Source organism: Pseudoalteromonas sp. PAR1 (assembly GCF_947311895.1).
Taxonomy (GTDB): domain Bacteria; phylum Pseudomonadota; class Gammaproteobacteria; order Enterobacterales; family Alteromonadaceae; genus Pseudoalteromonas; species Pseudoalteromonas lipolytica_C.
Genome location: NZ_CAMZMY010000010.1, coordinates 159,960 through 177,785 on the forward strand (window position 1 = coordinate 159,960; position 17,826 = coordinate 177,785).

The 17,826-nt window shown below is 41.5% G+C and carries 13 protein-coding genes; 6 read left to right on the forward strand and 7 right to left on the reverse strand.

The features are described 5' to 3' along the window. Nucleotides 1-64 precede the first annotated feature (64 nt). The 4 genes from pxpB (at nt 65) to QL229_RS10700 (ending at nt 5,601) form a co-directional block, all read left to right on the forward strand. Nucleotides 65-730 carry a 5-oxoprolinase subunit PxpB gene (pxpB, locus tag QL229_RS10685; RefSeq protein WP_135924678.1) on the forward strand — a complete coding sequence of 222 codons (666 nt, stop codon included), beginning with the start codon at nt 65-67 and terminating at the stop codon, nt 728-730. After that, nucleotides 727-1,662 (forward strand): biotin-dependent carboxyltransferase family protein, encoded by a 936-nt coding sequence (locus QL229_RS10690; protein ID WP_135924680.1) that lies wholly within the window; start codon nt 727-729, stop codon nt 1,660-1,662. Before pxpB ends, QL229_RS10690 begins: the two co-directional genes overlap by 4 nt. 365 nt (nt 1,663-2,027) lie before the next feature. Continuing rightward, entirely contained in the window at nt 2,028-3,695 is a 1,668-nt protein-coding gene (gene asnB, locus QL229_RS10695) for an asparagine synthase B (protein WP_135924683.1), read from the forward strand. A gap of 331 nt (nt 3,696-4,026) precedes the next feature. After that, nucleotides 4,027-5,601, forward strand: a complete 1,575-nt coding sequence (locus QL229_RS10700; protein ID WP_135924685.1) for a BCCT family transporter — start codon at nt 4,027-4,029, stop codon at nt 5,599-5,601. 106 nt (nt 5,602-5,707) lie between these two features. Here QL229_RS10700 and QL229_RS10705 read toward each other — a convergent pair whose 3' ends face one another. The 7 genes from QL229_RS10705 to QL229_RS10735 form a co-directional block, all read right to left on the reverse strand. Next, nucleotides 5,708-6,415 carry a 3'-5' exonuclease gene (locus QL229_RS10705; protein ID WP_135924687.1) on the reverse strand — a complete coding sequence of 236 codons (708 nt, stop codon included), beginning with the start codon at nt 6,413-6,415 and terminating at the stop codon, nt 5,708-5,710. Further along, complete coding sequence (locus QL229_RS10710; protein WP_138557491.1) at nt 6,415-8,313, reverse strand: DUF294 nucleotidyltransferase-like domain-containing protein; 1,899 nt, start codon at nt 8,311-8,313, stop codon at nt 6,415-6,417. Before QL229_RS10710 ends, QL229_RS10705 begins: the two co-directional genes overlap by 1 nt. An 83-nt stretch (nt 8,314-8,396) precedes the next feature. Then, on the reverse strand, nt 8,397-11,474 hold the full coding sequence (locus QL229_RS10715; protein WP_138557490.1) for an efflux RND transporter permease subunit: 3,078 nt from the start codon (nt 11,472-11,474) through the stop codon (nt 8,397-8,399). Nucleotides 11,475-11,476: 2 nt separating this feature from the next. Continuing rightward, nucleotides 11,477-12,487 carry an efflux RND transporter periplasmic adaptor subunit gene (locus QL229_RS10720; protein ID WP_249930212.1) on the reverse strand — a complete coding sequence of 337 codons (1,011 nt, stop codon included), beginning with the start codon at nt 12,485-12,487 and terminating at the stop codon, nt 11,477-11,479. Between the two features lie 278 nt (nt 12,488-12,765). Next, on the reverse strand, nt 12,766-13,197 hold the full coding sequence (locus tag QL229_RS10725; RefSeq protein ID WP_138557488.1) for a hypothetical protein: 432 nt from the start codon (nt 13,195-13,197) through the stop codon (nt 12,766-12,768). A gap of 143 nt (nt 13,198-13,340) precedes the next feature. Beyond that, entirely contained in the window at nt 13,341-13,973 is a 633-nt protein-coding gene (locus QL229_RS10730; protein WP_138557487.1) for an outer membrane beta-barrel protein, read from the reverse strand. 236 nt (nt 13,974-14,209) lie between these two features. Further along, nucleotides 14,210-15,217, reverse strand: a complete 1,008-nt coding sequence (locus QL229_RS10735) for a rhodanese-related sulfurtransferase (RefSeq protein WP_138557486.1) — start codon at nt 15,215-15,217, stop codon at nt 14,210-14,212. Between the two features lie 200 nt (nt 15,218-15,417). On the opposite strand from QL229_RS10735, the gene QL229_RS10740 reads away from it, so the two are divergent. Further along, nucleotides 15,418-16,743 carry a DEAD/DEAH box helicase gene (locus tag QL229_RS10740; protein WP_138557549.1) on the forward strand — a complete coding sequence of 442 codons (1,326 nt, stop codon included), beginning with the start codon at nt 15,418-15,420 and terminating at the stop codon, nt 16,741-16,743. A 2-nt stretch (nt 16,744-16,745) separates the two neighbouring features. Beyond that, a complete protein-coding gene (locus tag QL229_RS10745) occupies nt 16,746-17,576 on the forward strand; it encodes a S1-like domain-containing RNA-binding protein (protein ID WP_135924703.1) in 831 nt (276 codons plus the stop codon). The last annotated feature ends 250 nt before the right edge of the window (nt 17,577-17,826 follow it).

The following is a 17,826-nucleotide window of genomic DNA, read 5'->3' on the forward strand; positions in this document are numbered from 1 at the left end:
ACATCATTAGCACTCACCCTATATGCTAAATAGTATCAAGGGATAATAATAAGATTGACCTGCAATGACGACAAAAAGCACACCAAAGATTATGGCGCTCACTACGCATTGTATCTTCTTCGATGCATATGAAAGTGCTGAGCATGGCTTAAATACACAAAAAAAGATTTGGGCGCTGGCTCAATTTTGCCAATCGACGGGAGATTTCGTTGATGTTGTTCCAGCTAATAACAACTTAACTCTGTATCTAAAAGAGTCTGAAAAGCTAGCAAGTTGGCTGCCATTATTGCTTGAGCAGTGGCAAGAGACTACGACTAAAGATTTTGCATCAACTCATCATAAGCTACCCACCGTATATGGTGGTCAACATGGCCCTGACATTGCTCATGTAGCTGCAGAGCACAACTTAACTGTTGATGAAGTCGCGCAGTTACATAGTAGTAAAACCTACCCTGTTTTATTTTTAGGTTTTCAACCTGGTTTTGCTTACTTAGATGGCTTGGATCCTAAATTATATACGCCTCGTCGAAGCGAGCCGCGCATCTCAGTGCCAAAAGGGTCTGTCGCTATTGGTGGCGAGCAAACAGGCGTATATCCTGAAACGTCACCCGGTGGCTGGCAAATAATCGGTCACACCGACTTTAAATTATTCGATATTAATGCAACCTCTCCCTGTGCTGTTAAACCCGGTGATACCTTAGAGTTTGTTATTCAGGAGGTGTTAAAATGATCACCATCGTTAAACCTGGCATGCAAATGTCTATACAAGATCAAGGCCGCGTGGGTGCTCGTCATTTGGGAATTGGCCAATCTGGCTGTATTGATCCTTATGCGCAGATCATAGTAAACCGATTAGTTGGAAACGCAGATAACAATCCAGTCATTGAGATCACCCTAGGTCTTGCTGAAATTAAATTCGATAACGACTACTACATTGCCTTGCATGGAACAGATATGAAAGCCAGTGTTAATGGTAATGCGATTGAACCAGGCTGGAGTTTTTACATTAAAAAAGGTGATGTGTTAAAGCTAAATGCCGCACGGCATGGGTTTAGAAGCTACCTTGCTATAGGCGGACAATGGCAGCTACCTGACCCTATATTGGATTCCTACTCAACAGATATAACAGCTGGTTTTGGTGGTCTAACCGGACAAGCACTGAAATCTGGAGACAGCTTTGAGGTAATACCAAAATACAACACTAAAGTCGGTTTAGGTGCAATGCTACCACCTAAAAGCACCCAAATACGCATACATGCTGGCCCACATGCTGCAGTTTTGCCTAAAGACACCATAGTTAATTTTATAAATCATTCATGGCATGTATCACCTAATAGTAACCGCATGGGTACACGATTATTAAGTGATGAGTGTGGCTTAGAGCATGATGTGTCATTGCCATCGATGGCAGTAGCACCAGGCAGCATTCAGTTGCCGCCAAATGGAGAACCAATTGTGTTATTGAATGATGCGCAAACAACCGGTGGCTATCCTTTGCTAGGAACTGTGATCGACGCTGATCTTCGTCATTTTGCCCAATTAAAGCCAGGTGATTTTTTACATTTCAAGTTTGTTACTCTAGCAGATGCTTTTAAGGCGAAAGAAAAGCTAACAGCTCACCTTAATCAATTAGCCATTGCGCTAAAATACAAAAACAAATAGTTAATCTGATTAGCAAGTGGCTTGCCACTTGCTTTCTTAAAGCTCCCACTTGTCTATACATCTTCGATAAACAAATTGAACAATTAGTTTGCTTAACGCTACGCACCAAAATAGTGCAAAAAACAACACTTTTAATGGCGCTATTTACCACTTCAAGCCAGCCCATTTGCTCAAATCAAGTATTTAAATTGCTCACAACTTAGGCAGCCACCCCATTTTGGTGCAAAGCAATAACACTTGGTGCATATTTTATTCTCAAATATTTAAAAAAGCTGTGTGACTTAGGTAATTATTTCTGTTAAAACAAACATTCGCAGTTATATAAATTCTGTTAACTGCGCACATATTTGGAATGAGGAGTCACTATGTGTTCAATATTTGGGGTATTAGATATCAAATCTGATCCCACCCAATTGCGAAGTCAAGCAATTGAGATGTCAAAACTTTTAAGACACCGCGGACCTGACTGGTCTGGCGTATATTCATCTGATAAAGCTATTTTAGTCCACGAGCGTCTTGCTATCGTTGGTGTATCAAGTGGTGCGCAACCTTTATATAATCCAGAGCGCACACATATCCTTGCTGTAAATGGTGAAATTTATAACCACAAAGAGCTTGCGGCAAATCTAGAAACAGACTTTAAGTTTCAAACTCAATCAGACTGTGAAGTTATCTTAGCTTTATATAAACAAAAAGGGCCTGAATTCTTAGACGACTTGAATGGTATTTTCGCTTTTTGTTTATACGATGAAGAACAAGACGCCTACCTAATAGGTCGTGACCATATTGGTATTATCCCGCTTTACACAGGTCATGATGAGCATGGTAATTTTTATGTTGCTTCAGAACTAAAAGCGCTTTCACCAATTTGTAAACACATTGAAGAGTTTCCTCCGGGTCACTTCTTGTGGAGCAAAGATGGTCAACTTCGTAAGTATTACAGCCGCGATTGGCAAAGCTATGACGCAGTAAAAGACAACGAAGCTAAATCAAGCGATGTTAAAGAAGGCTTAGAAGCTGCTGTTAAACGTCAACTAATGTGTGATGTACCTTACGGTGTTCTATTATCAGGTGGTTTAGACTCATCGGTTATTTCAGCTATCACGCAACGTTTCGCCGCAAAACGTATCGAAGATAATGACGAGTCTGATGCTTGGTGGCCAAAACTGCACTCTTTCTCAGTTGGTCTTGAGGGCTCACCAGACTTAGCAGCTGCACAAAAAGTTGCAGATATGATTGGTACGGTTCACCACCCTATCCACTTTACTATTCAAGAAGGTATTGATGCTCTTCGCGAAGTGATTTATCACATTGAAACGTACGATGTGACAACCATTCGTGCCTCAACTCCTATGTACTTAATGGCGCGTCAAATTAAAGCCATGGGTATAAAAATGGTGTTGTCTGGCGAAGGTGCTGATGAGCTTTTTGGTGGTTACCTTTATTTCCACAAAGCACCTAATGCGCAAGAGTTCCATGAAGAGCTTAACCGTAAAGTGTCTAAACTACATATGTTTGACTGTTTACGGGCTAATAAATCTATGGCTGCTTGGGGTGTAGAAGCACGCGTGCCTTTCTTAGATAAAGAATTTGTAGACGTTGCAATGCGTATCAACCCTGAAGCGAAAATGTGTAAAGACGGTAAAATCGAAAAACACATTATCCGTGAAGCGTTTGACGGCTATCTACCAGACGAAGTGTTATGGCGTCAAAAAGAGCAATTCTCTGATGGTGTAGGCTATAACTGGATTGATACTTTAAAAGAGTATGTGAGCGAGCAAGTAAGCGATCAAGACCTTGCTAACGCTAAATATAAATACCCGATTAATACGCCAGATTCTAAAGAAGCGTATTTCTATCGTAGTATTTTTGAAGAGCACTTCCCTGGTGATGCAGCGGCAAAATGTGTTCCGCATGGCAAATCAGTTGCTTGTTCAACACCTGAAGCGCTTGCTTGGGATGAGTCATTCCAAAACAATGCTGACCCTTCTGGTCGTGCTGCTGGCGTTCATAACGACGCTTATAAAAAGTAGTAATTTTGTGCTGCAAGCCCTGTGTTTGCAGCACTTTCCTCTCAACTGAAATAATTTGTTTTGAAATAATACTGTCATCAAATTAATCCTCTGCTGCATCAAATTGTTCACAATTCCAACAAAAAACGTAAAAAACCGCATTTATTCGGCTGTTTAGGGACAAAACCATTTACATTTTTTTTCGAACTCCTACACTAAAGACTAAACTTTGGTACAAATTTAGTTCGTCTACAAACTATTTTTCGGTTTCATACGTATAAGTAGTGTTAGCCGAGATGTGCCAACCGGCCGTTTAGCTTTCTGCTAGATATAACTACAACAAGAGGTATTCATGAGCGAACATCATGATAAGTACAGTATCGACAATACCGACTACACCGTCGGTCAGGACAATGTGCAAAAATGGGGTTTTGATGTGCACAACCCTGTATTTGGCATTAGTGCAGGTTTAATTGCGCTATTTTTAGTGGCAACACTTGTGTCAGATGCTGAAACAGCAAAAACAACCCTGAATGGAATTAAAAACGACATTATTAATAATTTTGATGGCTTTTTTATGTGGTCAGCAAACTTATTCGTATTGTTTTGCTTGGCGTTAATTGTTTCACCATACGGCAATATCCGCCTTGGTGGTAAAGAAGCGCGCCCAACTCACTCTCGTATTTCATGGCTTGCAATGTTATTTGCTGCGGGTATGGGTATTGGCTTAATGTTTTGGGGCGTAGCAGAGCCTGTCGCTTACTTTACAGGCTGGTACGAAACACCACTCGGCGTTGAAGCAAACACACCAGAGGCTGCGAAATTAGCAATGGGTGCAACTATGTTCCATTGGGGTTTACACCCTTGGGCAATTTACGCCGTTGTTTCGCTTTCGTTAGCATTCTTTTGCTACAACAAGGGCCTGCCGTTATCAATCCGCTCTATTTTTTATCCTATTTTAGGTGACAAAGCATGGGGCTGGCCGGGCCATCTTATTGATATTCTTGCTGTACTTGCCACCTTATTTGGTCTCGCAACGTCTCTTGGTTTAGGTGCACAGCAAGCCGCTGCAGGTATAAACCATGTGTTTGGTACTGATAGCGGTATTGGTCTACAAATCGGCGTTATTGTTGGTGTTACTCTACTTGCAGTGATCTCTGTTGTTCGTGGTATCGACGGCGGTGTAAAGCTGCTTAGTAATGTAAACATGGTTATCGCATTTGTGTTACTCGTATTTGTTGCTCTCGTTGGTTTTTCAGCAGCGTTTGGTAATCTTCCTAATACTGTTATGGGTTATGTTGAAAACATTATTCCGTTAAGTAACCCACATGGCCGTGAAGATGAAACATGGATGCACGGCTGGACAGTATTCTACTGGGCTTGGTGGATTTCATGGTCACCGTTTGTAGGTATGTTCATTGCGCGTGTATCTGAAGGTCGTACAATTCGTGAATTCTTAATTGCCGTATTACTTGTGCCTACCGTTGTGACTATCTTCTGGATGTCTATTTATGGTGGTATCGCTATTGAACAAGTTATTGATAAAGTGGGTGTACTAGGTGAGAAAGGTTTAACTGATGTACCACTTGCGATGTTCCAAATGTTTGAAGCCCTGCCAATGTCGCAAGTGCTTTCATTCATTGCAATTGTGCTGGTACTCGTGTTCTTTATTACGTCATCTGACTCAGGTTCTTTAGTTATCGACTCTATCACTGCCGGTGGTAAAGTTGACGCGCCAGTGCCACAACGTATTTTCTGGGCAACAATCGAGGGTGCGATTGCTGCAGCGCTTGTTTGGATTGGTGGCACACAAGCTATCGAAGCATTACAAGCCGGTGCCGTATCTACGGGCTTACCGTTTACCTTTGTATTGCTATTAATGTGTGTAAGTTTAATCCTTGGTCTACGTACAGAGCCAAGAAACTAACCACTACCTTTAAATAAAAAACGCCGCTATATGCGGCGTTTTTTATTTATAAGCTTTGCTTATTTAATTTAAATTACTCGTCATAAAATCTGTGCTGTTAAGCACGCTATATGAGCAATTCGCTTAGCGGTGTATCTGGGCGGTAATGATAAGCAATTTGCGCTTGTAACAGCTCTGCGGTGGCAATGGCATCGTTCAGTGCGTTATGGTTTTGATACGCAGGTAATGAATAACGAATACGAGAATCCGCAAGACGAACGGAATCAAGCTTAGAATTAAACAACCTACCTAGTAGACCTTGTTTAGCTCTAAGCGCCCTGCTTTCAAGCTCCAACGTGTCTATTACTGCAAATTCAAGGCCTTCACCTAATCGCGATTGTAGCGCTTGATACAAAAAGTGTCGTTCAATGGGAGCAAAATGCACCACTATGACTTTACCTTTTAATGCTGCTAGTAATGGCTCCATAATAGATGAAAAATCTGGCGCATCACTTACTTCTGAATGGGTAATACCATGAATAACGATCGACTCTTCAGCGAGCTTACGTCTTGGTTGTACAATCCAATGCTGGCTATCTTTACAAAAGATGCGCCTAGCATTAAATGGAATTAAACCAACACTGACTATATCATCATTTTGAAAATTTAGACCGGTCGTCTCAAAATCAAGCGCCACTAAGGGCACGTCGCTAATTGGCATGTTTAAATCACAAATAGCGGCTTGATAAAACTCTTGAATTAGCGGCTGTTTGCTAGCCGCTAATAACTGCTGATACCGAGTCGGCCAATCAAGTTTTACACCTTGTTTAGCCATTACTTCATCCCTGTATTGGCAGAGTATCTGAATTTAAGGAAATTCTGCGCTTTATCTAAAATCGCAAACGCTTCTTTAAGGTTGCGCTGCTCAAAAGGCGATAGTAAATGTGGCTCAAGATCGTTATCTGGGGCTTCGTCTAACTTTTCAATTTGCCATGCTTGGTGGCGAATACGAACCATCGCAATGTATTCTAAGGCATCTCGAAGATCTTGCGCTTTCCCTGCGGGTAAAAGCTTTGCTTCGATGATATCTTCTAAACGCTCGAATGAATTTTGTTTACGACTGCCTATTGCTAAAGCATGAACACGAATCACATCTGATAATGGCGCAGTACCGCGGCGTTTTAAGTTCATAGAACGCTTATGCTGACCATTATGCTCTAGTACAAAATCTTTAAAGAAACCTAAAGGCGGTGTTCTGTTACGGGCATTGGCTGCAAGGTTAGCCAAGAAACGCTTATTCTTACGCCCTTCAGTTGCAATAAATCGTTTGAGCTCATCAGCCCATTTGGTTTTACCGTAAACGCCATCTAAATCAAAAAAGATAGAGCTGTGTAATAAAGCCTGTGGTTTTGGTTCTGCCATCCAGCCTGCAAATTGCTCTTTCCACTGCTCACGAGTTAAACGCCACTTTTTAAATGACGCCATGATTTCCCCTTCGCAGTATTTATAGCCACATTCGGCTAAACTATCACAGACAAAATCAGCGAGCTTTTGAAAATATTCGTCATGTAATTCCTCGTTAAAGCTATTATCAAGAATAATGGCGTTATCTTGGTCGGTTACAATTAATTGCTCATCACGAGCCATTGAACCTAAGGCAATAAAACAATAAGGAATGGGTGGCGGGCCAAATTTTTCTTCGGCTAAATCAAGTAAACGCTGTTTAAAGGTACGCCCTATTACAGCCATTGCTGTACCAATCATATGAGAGTTAGCGTCTTCGTTAACCATGCGTACAAACACGTTAGGTAGCTGACGTGCATAATGCGCTAAATCTTCTACAGATTGCTGAGCTAAAATTCCCCGCACTAACAATAAACTGCTTTGTGATTCATATCGCAGAATGTCAGATAAAGAAATAACACCGATGGGCTTTTTCTTAACAACGACAGGTAGGTGATGAATGTTATCTCTGAGCATAGCAAGCACAGCCTCAAACACATAGGCGTTGCTATCGAGTAAGATAAGATCCGTTTGCATAATTTGCTCGGCAGGTGATTCGTAACTTAAGCCTTCAGCAATCACACTGGTGCGCAAATCTCGGTCTGTAATTATGCCAACTACTTGACCATCGTCATCGTCAGGATCATCACTGATGGGTTTATCGGCATCTGTTACTAATACAGACGATACCGACTCTTGTGTCATCAATTGGGCAACCATTTGCACAGACGCGTCTTTTGCTACGGTCACTACATCTCTGTGCAGTAATGATTTAACTTTTGCAGTTGTTAAATCATTACTGTCAGCCTGCTCTACAATGGCCTGATGAAGACGCACATTGCCATCAGCTTCAAAGAAGTCTGCAAAGGCTTCGTATTCATCACAATATTGATTAAATAGCTCTACATTAATGCAATACACTAAGGTGTCTTCGAGGGCCTTGGCAGGAAATCGGACTTTGCGGTTCATCAGCAAACCCATTTGTCCGAAAATACCACCGACAGTTAAGCGGTTATACAAATCACCATCACGTCGATACATTTCGACGGCTCCGGTTCTAATTACATATAAATCGGCAATATCATCGCCGTAATTAAGGATTTGTGTTCCCGCTCTGAAGTAGGCTATCTCTACTTGTGAAGCGAGAGTGTTAACCGCTTCTTCGGGCAAATCATCAAATGGAGCATGATCACTTAAAAATTGTGCTATATCGACGTGTTCGGCTTGCATAAGCGTACCTAGTTTTGAGCTTTTCCTTGATTGTGAGTGTAATCTGCTATTTTTTCAAAGAAAAAATAGCAGATTTAAATGGATTAAGCCTTTTCTAGTTCTTCGGCCAGAAGTTTCGACTCATCACCACGAGGTTTGGTAAAGCGCGCTAAACCAAGATAAATCACAGGTGTAAGGTATAATGTGAACAGCACTGCTAATGCTAAACCACCAAATACCACCCAACCAATCGCGTTACGCGCTTCGGCACCGGCACCGGTGGATAATATAAGTGGTAATGCACCTAGCAAAGTAGACACTAAGGTCATCGCAATTGGGCGTAACCTCACAAGAGCAGCTTCTTCAACTGCTTCTCTAACACTGCGACCTTTATCTCGTAATTGGTCAGCAAATTCCACCAGCAAAATAGCATTTTTAGCTATTAAGCCAATAAGCATGACCAAACCTATTTGTGAATAAATGTTCAATGATGTACCCGTTAGATACAAGGCCAAAATGGCCGATGTAATGCCAAATGGCACAGTGATCATCACTACAATGGCACTATTAACACTTTCAAATTGCGCAGCTAACACAAGTAATACAATCAAAAATGCCAAAATATAGGTGATCAAGACTTCATTAGCCGTTTCTTCAAAGGTGAGTGCCTCACCCTTAAAGGCTAAACTTATACCAGCTGGCAGGTTTTGCTCAGATATTTCACGGATTTTATTTACAACTTCGGCAATAGTAATATCATCTGGCATTTCCATGCTTAATTCGATTGCTCGGCGCTGAGCATGGCGCTCTAGTTCTGCTGCAACACCTTCTTCTGTAATGGTTGCCACACTACTCAGTGGCACTAACTGACCATTACGACCCCCAACATATAAGTTTGCTAAGTCACTTGGGTTTGTAATAGTTTGGTTTTGTGCTTGCAGCATAATAGGGATTGATTGGTCGCCGATGTTTAAATCAGCAATGTCATCGCCGTTAATGGCTGCTCTAAGTGTAATAGATATATCACTGAGCGATACGCCGAGCTCTTCAGCACGACGTCTATCAATATTGACCCGTAATTGCGGTTGTGACGGTTGGTACGAGATACGTACCGGTGCCACTTCTGGCAAGGCTTTTTCTATTTCTGCCGAGAAACTCTGTGCCGCTTTAAAGATCTCAAGGTAATTTTGCCCCAATAATGCAAGCTCAATACCACCGCCTTGACCACGCAAGTTCAAACTATTTGAACCACCTGGGTAGCCAGCCGCACCTGGAATGTTTCCTAAAGGTCCACGAATTTTATTGATAATTTCTTGCTGACTAAAATTTCGTTCGTCCCAATGCTTTAACGGCACAGTTATAAATACGATATTCGGATCCCATTGCCCAACGACGGTATATATAGACTCAATATCACCACTTTCAACATAGGGCAGTAAAATGTCTTCCATTTGCACCGCTTGCCTGTCCATAAAGTTAAGGCCTACACCATCTGGGCCACGGGCGAAAATGCGAATTTTACCACGGTCTTCTGTCGGCAATAATTCATTATCTAAATTGAAATACAGCGCACCAGAGCCTGCTGCAACGAGTAAGCAAGCAAAAAATGTTAGCCATGCATGTTTAAGTACACCATGAATTGAGCGTTTGTATATATTCGCTAAAGCATGCCCAACTTTTGCAAAAGGATGAAAACCACCCTGCTTTAATTTAAGTTTTGATGTTAGTGCAGGCACTAAAGAAAGCGCTACAAAGCTTGATATAATGACAGCTCCAGCAAGCACACCACCAAACTCTCTAAATAGTCGCCCTGCTGTTGAAGGCAAAAAGGCAATCGGCACAAACACAGCTGCTAATACAGCGGTTGTTGCCACCACAGCAAAAAATACTTCGCGGGTGCCAATTACAGCCGCAGCTCTGCGGCCAAGGCCTAAGCCACGCTGACGTTGAATATTTTCACTGACCACAATCGCATCATCTACAATAAGGCCTGTCGCTAATACCAGCGCCAACAAAGTTAAGATATTAATCGAGAAACCAAGCGCCCAAATCAGTGCTAAAGAACCTATTAACGCAACAGGTATGGCAAATGCGGGGACGAGCGTTGCTCGCCATGAGCCAATAAACACCCAAAGTGTGATCACTACTAACAGCACTGTCAGTAATAGGGAGTTTATTACTTCATCCACTGAGCTTCTAATAAACTGCGCATCGTCGGAGGTTAAGGTAAATTCCATTTCAGGAAAACGAACTCTCATACGTTCTATTAAGGTCAGCACTTCATCAGAAATTTCGATAGTATTTGATTGAGCTTGGCGTATTATCTCCATGCCAATCACTGGCGTCCCATTTAATCGCACGAATGAACGCGGATCAGCTGGGCCAAAATACACTGCAGCAACATCACCAATACGGGTATCGTCGCGCACTATAATATCTGCCACTTGTTCAGCTGATATTGACGTAGCATCGGCACGAACAATCACCTGTTGATCGCTTGATTTTAAACTACCGGCAGGCACATCAAAGGGAGCTTGGCGAAGTACATTGGCAATATCTGGTACCGTAAGGTTAAAGCTGCTTAGCTTAAGTGGGTCGATGCGCACTCTAAGCACCCGCTCTCGGTCGCCATTTAAGCGAACATCGGCAACCCCAGGAATAGTTAAAAACTGCGGGGCTAAGTCAACATCAACGCGTTCAGTAAGTGCTTCTAATGATAAGCTGTCGCTTGATACCGTTAGCGATACCACCGCTTCGGCATCGTTATCAGCTTTAATGATAGATACACGCTCTACTTCTTCGGGCAATTCTCGCTGTACACGGGCAACCGATTCGCGCGTTTCGTTGGCTGCATCATCTAGGTTAACACCCGGGCGAAACTCAACTACAATACGGGCATTATTTTCTTCACTTTGCGCACGAATTGTTTTAACACCACTTACCCGAGCAACAGCCCCCTCAAGTTTACTGGTTACCTCGGTATCAACGGTTTCAGGCGAGCCCCCAGGAAACGATGCTGAAACAGTAATGCGTGGCCTGTCTACATCTGGTAGTTCACGTATTTCAATACCAGCAATAGCGGCAATACCCGCTATGATGATTAACAAATTCAGCACCACGATTAATACGGGCCGACGTATCGCCATTGATGGTAAATCTTCCATCATAGGTTGCTGTTTCATTATCACTCCTTGGCAAGCGTTGTTTCATTCATAAAAGTAAGCTCTTGGTTTGGGCGTAAACGTTGCACGCCTTCAGTAACCAATAAATCACCTTCTTTTAAGCCACCAGATACCAATAACCGACCGGCTAAACGCTGTTCAATTTTAACATCAACACGTGTGGCTTTTTTATTAACACTTTTCCACACGTAAGGGCCCGCGGCTCCCCACATCATGGCAGCTTCAGGAACCACTGCATGCTCTTCACCAAGTAAATTAATATGCACACGAAAACTCATACCAGGCATAAACTGATGAGATTCATTATTTAACTTTGCTTTGGTTCTTAAGGTGCGCGCTTGAGGATTAATACGAGAGTCTAACTGGGCGACTTGTGCACTGTAAGTTTTGTCGCCTAGCCAAGGGATCACGTCAACAGCTGATTTTTCCTTTAAAACATCAATTGCTGCTTCTGGTGCATTAAAGTTTATGTACAGTGTTGATACATCATCAATCGTTGCAATCGCAGTTTGTGTTGTGATCCGGTCGCCAACTTCTACATCTGTTAGCCCCATCACACCACTAAACGGAGCACGAATTTCGCGGTCTTCACGCTCTGTTTTTGCTTGCATCAACTGCACTTTCGCAAGCTCATGCAGGGTTTTTGCATCGTCTAAATCGCTTTGTGGTACGGCACCTCGAGCGTGGCTTTCTTCGAGCCGCTTCATTGTTCGCTCTGTGTCATTTAAGGTTATTTGTGCTTCTAAAAGAGCAGCTTGCTGCCTGCGCGAATCAAGCTCAAGTAGCAAGTCTCCTTTTTTGACATTGTCACCGGGTTTGAAGTGAACAGCAGTCACCCTATCCCCAACCGCAGGGTATAAGGTTACAGAACGCACAGCTTCAGCACTACCAACTACTTTTATTTGTTGTTTTGCTTTTTCAACCGTAACTGATTCAACAACTACGTTTGCAGCCTCAGCGACTGATACGCAACTAATTAAGGCAAGAAAAGTCCATGAATGCAATTTGCCAATTATCAAAAGTGTCACCTAAATAAGAATCGTTTTAATTGTTACGAAGTGTAACAGCTTTGTGATCAATAAAAAGAATGCTTCGTTTAATAAACAAATTGATAAGTTAAAATGAATAATTAGAAATACGGCGCTGATTTTGCCGCATTTCTATCTGTAAAATCGCTTATTTAAGTGAGCTATTTTCAGGCAATAAATCATTACAGATAGCTAAGTCACTTTAAACGCATGTAGCAACAGGTTTTATCCCTCAAACTGATTTGTATGAATGCAGATTAATCTTATAAATTAATACAGTTAACTGCAGGCACGGTTTTTAAACGCGCTTCTGAGGCAATGGTCACTTCTACACAACCAGAATTAAGATCAATTTCGTCCTTTTGAATAACAGAAAAACGCCCTTCTTGCTCTGCTCTAAGTGCGTATTCAAAGGCATTGTTGCTACCCTCTGCAATGGCAGTAAAAAGTCCACCAATAATTGCACCGGCTAATGCCCCAGCAACCATATCTTCATGATTGCCATCTAATTCATCGATAAGCCCTATTGCAGAGCCACCAACAATGCCTGTTTTGACATTAGATGACAGTTTTACAGGTTTAACATCTTCAACTTTGGCGTAAAATTTTTTAATCATGACCTGCTGATCGGCTCTATCAACACCTTGTGTCGCGCAGCCACCTAGTAATAATAAGCTCACTAGTAGTTTCTTCATACCCATTTAGTCCTATAAAGTATTGCTGTTAGGTAGAATAATAACTACTTAGTTCGTAAGGGACTGTGAGATATATGTAGGTAAGTGTAAAAAAGCGCACTAACTTATTACTAGGTAACTCAACTAAAAAATCCTCGGATAAATCAGAGCTTAAACACTATTGAAGCAATGATATTATGTGTGTTGCTATCATTAATTTTTGTATTTTCATAATCAAGTGTTAAGGCCGTACCACTAGACAATGCATAACCAATACCTAGCCCGGTTAAAAGTGATACTCCAGAGTCTTTTTGATCAACAATAAAGTAATCATCAGAGAATTTTTGAAGAAAGCTAAAATTACTATCCCAAAGTACACTGCCTAAATGCCCCCTAACAAATACATTGCCAGTAATTGGGTATGTACCAAGTAAACGCAGATCAAGTGCATTGGTTTCAAGCCCTCCGCTGTAAACAGAGTTTTTAACGACCGTACCACTTTGATTAGTTGTTTCGCTATAGACATTAAATTCGGCTTCGCCAAGCACACTAAAACCTGCTTCTATTGCTAGATATTGATTAAATTGGTAGCCGGCAAATCCTCTAAATCCCGTTCCTGTGTCACTGTAGTCATAACGTAACGGTAAAATTTCTTGCTGCTCTATCAAGGGGATAAAATTAACATCGTAGTAATTTTTTTGAGCAGAAATGCCAATGTAACCAAATTTATTTTCGTTAAGCGCTGAATGAGCAAAAAATGGCATTGAACACATTGCCACCGTAAGTAGTTTGTACATTGTATATATCCTTATACTTCAAACGTTTACTTTTTAAAATTAAGAAAAGATAGTGTTGGAGATGGTATCTAAAATAAATAATCGGCAGATTGTACAGCAATAAGGAACAAATGGTAGCTTTTATAGTAATTACAGTGACTTAATAAACAAAGTAACTATATTTAAAAAGCTAACTAATAAATAATCCATAAAAAAACCCCAGACTATGCTGGGGTTTATAAGAAATTTGCTAAAGGTTACTGTTGGCGCTGTGCTTCTTTTTGCGCTCTTTTAGCTTCTTTACGTTTACGAAGTACTTCTTGCGCTTCGTTACCGATGTGACCTTCGCCACGCGCTTGTGCTAATTCGATTTGCTTTTGACGCTCAGCAAAGCGTGCACGTTGCTCTTCTGTTAGGCTGTCGTGACAGTGGTGACACGAAACACCTTCCATGTATTCAGGCTTTTGCTTTTCTTCTTCAGTGATAGGCATACGACAGGCATGGCATTGGTCGTAAGAGCCTTTTTGTAAGTCGTGATTTACCGCAACGCGGTTATCAAATACAAAACACTCACCTTCCCACATGGTTTCTTCTTTTGGTACTTCTTCTAAGTACTTAAGGATACCGCCTTCAAGGTGGAATACTTCGTCAAAACCTTGCTCTTTCATATACGCAGTTGATTTTTCACAACGAATACCACCAGTACAGAACATAGCGACTTTTTTGTGCTTTGCTGGATCTAGGTTTTCTTTTGCCCACGCTGGGAATTCACGGAATGTCTTCGTGTTTGGATCAACCGCATTTTGGAAAGTACCAATCTCGATTTCGTAATCATTACGCGTATCGATAAGAATCACTTCAGGGTCTGAAATTAACGCGTTCCAATCAGCTGGTTTTACGTATGTACCCACTACTTCACGTGGGTCGATACCTTCAACACCCATAGTTACGATTTCTTTTTTCAGTTTTACCTTAGTACGGTAGAACGGGCATTCGTCATCGTATGACTCTTTAGTCACAATGTTGTCTAGGTTTGGTTGTGAATCTAGCCATGCAAGTAGGTTATCGATACCTTCACGTTTAGCAGAAACAGTACCGTTGATACCTTCAGCCGCAAGTAACAAAGTACCGCGTACTTCATTGTCTTCCATTACTTTAAGTAATGGTTGGCGAATAGCTTCAAAATCTGGAAGGGCTACAAATTTGTAGAGTGCGCACACAACAAAGTGCTCGCTGGTTACATTGTCTTTATGAACAGCAGTCATGGTTTTACCTTTTGCCTTAAATGCCCATGTGGGGCGTTAACCGAATCGTAAATCCGGCGCATTGAGGGCGCGTATTTTACGCGAATTAGCGATAATTGCAAAAACTGATGCGAAATAGCTGTGTTTTTACTGTCTCCTAGCAAGGCAAGTACGTTATAATGAACAGGATTTACTAAATTTTGCTCATCGGAGATTACGCATTGCATTTTACTGAACTTGGGATTGATACACGCCTCGAAAAACAACTTGCGCATCAAGGCATCACCCAGCCCACTGACATTCAAGCTCACGCGGTACCAACAGCTATCGCAGGCCATGATATTTTTGCACAGTCAAAAACAGGATCGGGCAAAACGCTGGCGTTTTTATTACCTGCTGTACAGCGTGTAATGAAACAAAAAGCACTCAGTAAACGCGACCCTCGCGTTTTAATCGTTGCGCCTACCCGCGAATTAGCAACCCAAGTATACAGTCAATTAAGACTATTAATTGCCGGCACAAATATTAGTGCCGTTAAAATACTCGGTGGCGAAAACTTTAATGACCAAATTAAGGCGCTACGCAAAGACCCTCATTTTGTAGTGGGCACACCGGGGCGTTTAGCTGACCATTTAAGTCAACGTTCATTACAGCTTTCAGGCTTAGAGCTTTTAATTTTTGATGAAGCAGACCGTATTCTAGATTTAGGCTTTACCGATCAAGTTAAAATGATCAACGAACTTGCTGATCACCGATTACGTCAAACGTTATTGTTTTCAGCAACGCTTGACCATGCACAAGTTGATGCCCTGTCACGTAACTTATTACGTTCACCAAAACAAATACTGTTAAGTGCTTCTAATGAGCAGCATAGTGACATTACCCAGCAGCTTTATTTAGCTGATCATCTAGATCACAAAGAAGCGCTACTTGAGCACTTTGTAAAACAAGACAATGTCGGACAATGCATTATATTTACCGCAACACGTGCCGATACTCAGCGTTTAAGCCAGTTATTAACTGATAAAGGCTTTAAAGCACAAGCACTCGCTGGTGACTTAACCCAAGCCAAACGCCTTGAAATCATGGATGCCTTTAGCCGTGAAAACTTTAAAATCTTAATCACCACCGATGTTGCATCACGTGGTCTTGATTTATTAAGCGTGACCCATGTAATTAACTTTGACCTACCAAAGCATGCTGAAGAGTATGTGCACCGTATTGGTCGTACAGGTCGCGCAGGCTTTAAGGGAACTGCTATTTCGTTAGTGGGTCCGAAAGATTGGCCAAGCTACAAAGCAATTAAAGCATTTTTAAATGATGAATTAAGCTTTTTCACCGTTGATGGCCTTGTTGGTAAATTTAAAGGCCTACGTGATAAAAAACCACAAACGGTTTGGAATAAAGCAGAGAAAAAAGTCGCTGCAAAGCCTGCTAAACCAAAACGTAAAGCTGCCCCTAAAAAACCGAAAACGCCTATTAAACCACCTATTGATGTCGATGGTTTTTCACCTATGCGTCGTAAGAAAAAACCAGAACAGGAATAATAATGAGCATTCTTGGAACAACCCAAACACTATTCGTTAACGAAATGTCAAACGAAGGCGCCTATTTAGATGGCCGTGACTTAGGTGAAGTATTTTTACCAAGTAAAGAAATTGAATACGAACTTGAAGCTGGTGACAGCGTGCAAGTATTTATTTATTTAGATCATGCAGGCCACCCAACAGGCACCACAAAAAAACCTTTAGCTGAAGTGGGCGAATATGCTCTACTCCGTGTTAAAGCTATTAATAGCACTGGTGCGTTTATGGATTGGGGCCTCGAAAAAGATGTACTTGCGCCATACAATGAACAAAAGCCAAAAATGAAAGAAGGGTTTTCGTATCTTGTACGTTTATATCTCGATAACGCCAGCCAACGTATTTGTGCATCAAGCAACTTTAATAAGTTTTTATCGAAAGAAGAACCAACTTACTCAACGATGGAAGAAGTTGACTTAATCGTTGCCGGTAAAACAGACCTAGGTTACAAAGTACTCGTAAACGAAGCCCACATTGGTGTGGTTTATTACAACACGGTATTTAAAAAGCTATTTGTTGGCCAACGCTTAAAAGGCTTCATTCAAAAAGTACGTGAAGACGGCAAAATCGACGTATTACTTGAAAAACCAGGTATGGGTAAAGTAAACGACTTAGGCGAGAAAATCTTGACTAAATTAAAAGCCGAAGGCGGCGTACTTCACTTAGGTGATAAGTCAGACCCAGAAGCAATTAAAAAGACTTTCTCAACCAGTAAAGCAAACTACAAAAAAGCCATTGGCGGTTTGTTTAAGCAAGGTTTAATCGAGATTGAAGCAACGTCGATTAGATTGAAATAAGTTGCGAGTTAACAAGATAGTGAATTATCTGAAAGAGTAAAGTGAACGCTTTACTCTTTTTTATTTTTTATAGGTTTGATAGCCGTAAACTTTCTAACGCTATTTCGAGTATTTTTCATAGATGTGAAAGTAGGTATTGTGTCATAAGCAGACTTTCCAGATTAACTCATTTCTGTCGGATAGACGACACCTGTTACCAAGTGTCGCCCTCCTAAGAACCGTACGTGCAACTTTCACTGCATACGGCTCA

Excerpts from the sequence above, each read along its gene's own strand:
- QL229_RS10715 (WP_138557490.1), bottom strand. The coding sequence starts at position 11,474 with ATGAAACAGCAACCTATGATGGAAGATTTACCATCAATGGCGATACGT.
- QL229_RS10700 (WP_135924685.1), top strand. The coding sequence starts at position 4,027 with ATGAGCGAACATCATGATAAGTACAGTATCGACAATACCGACTACACC.
- asnB (WP_135924683.1), top strand. The coding sequence starts at position 2,028 with ATGTGTTCAATATTTGGGGTATTAGATATCAAATCTGATCCCACCCAA.
- QL229_RS10710 (WP_138557491.1), bottom strand. The coding sequence starts at position 8,313 with ATGCAAGCCGAACACGTCGATATAGCACAATTTTTAAGTGATCATGCT.
- QL229_RS10730 (WP_138557487.1), bottom strand. The coding sequence starts at position 13,973 with ATGTACAAACTACTTACGGTGGCAATGTGTTCAATGCCATTTTTTGCT.
- QL229_RS10705 (WP_135924687.1), bottom strand. The coding sequence starts at position 6,415 with ATGGCTAAACAAGGTGTAAAACTTGATTGGCCGACTCGGTATCAGCAG.
- QL229_RS10735 (WP_138557486.1), bottom strand. The coding sequence starts at position 15,217 with ATGACTGCTGTTCATAAAGACAATGTAACCAGCGAGCACTTTGTTGTG.
- QL229_RS10725 (WP_138557488.1), bottom strand. The coding sequence starts at position 13,197 with ATGAAGAAACTACTAGTGAGCTTATTATTACTAGGTGGCTGCGCGACA.
- pxpB (WP_135924678.1), top strand. The coding sequence starts at position 65 with ATGACGACAAAAAGCACACCAAAGATTATGGCGCTCACTACGCATTGT.
- QL229_RS10690 (WP_135924680.1), top strand. The coding sequence starts at position 727 with ATGATCACCATCGTTAAACCTGGCATGCAAATGTCTATACAAGATCAA.
- QL229_RS10745 (WP_135924703.1), top strand. The coding sequence starts at position 16,746 with ATGAGCATTCTTGGAACAACCCAAACACTATTCGTTAACGAAATGTCA.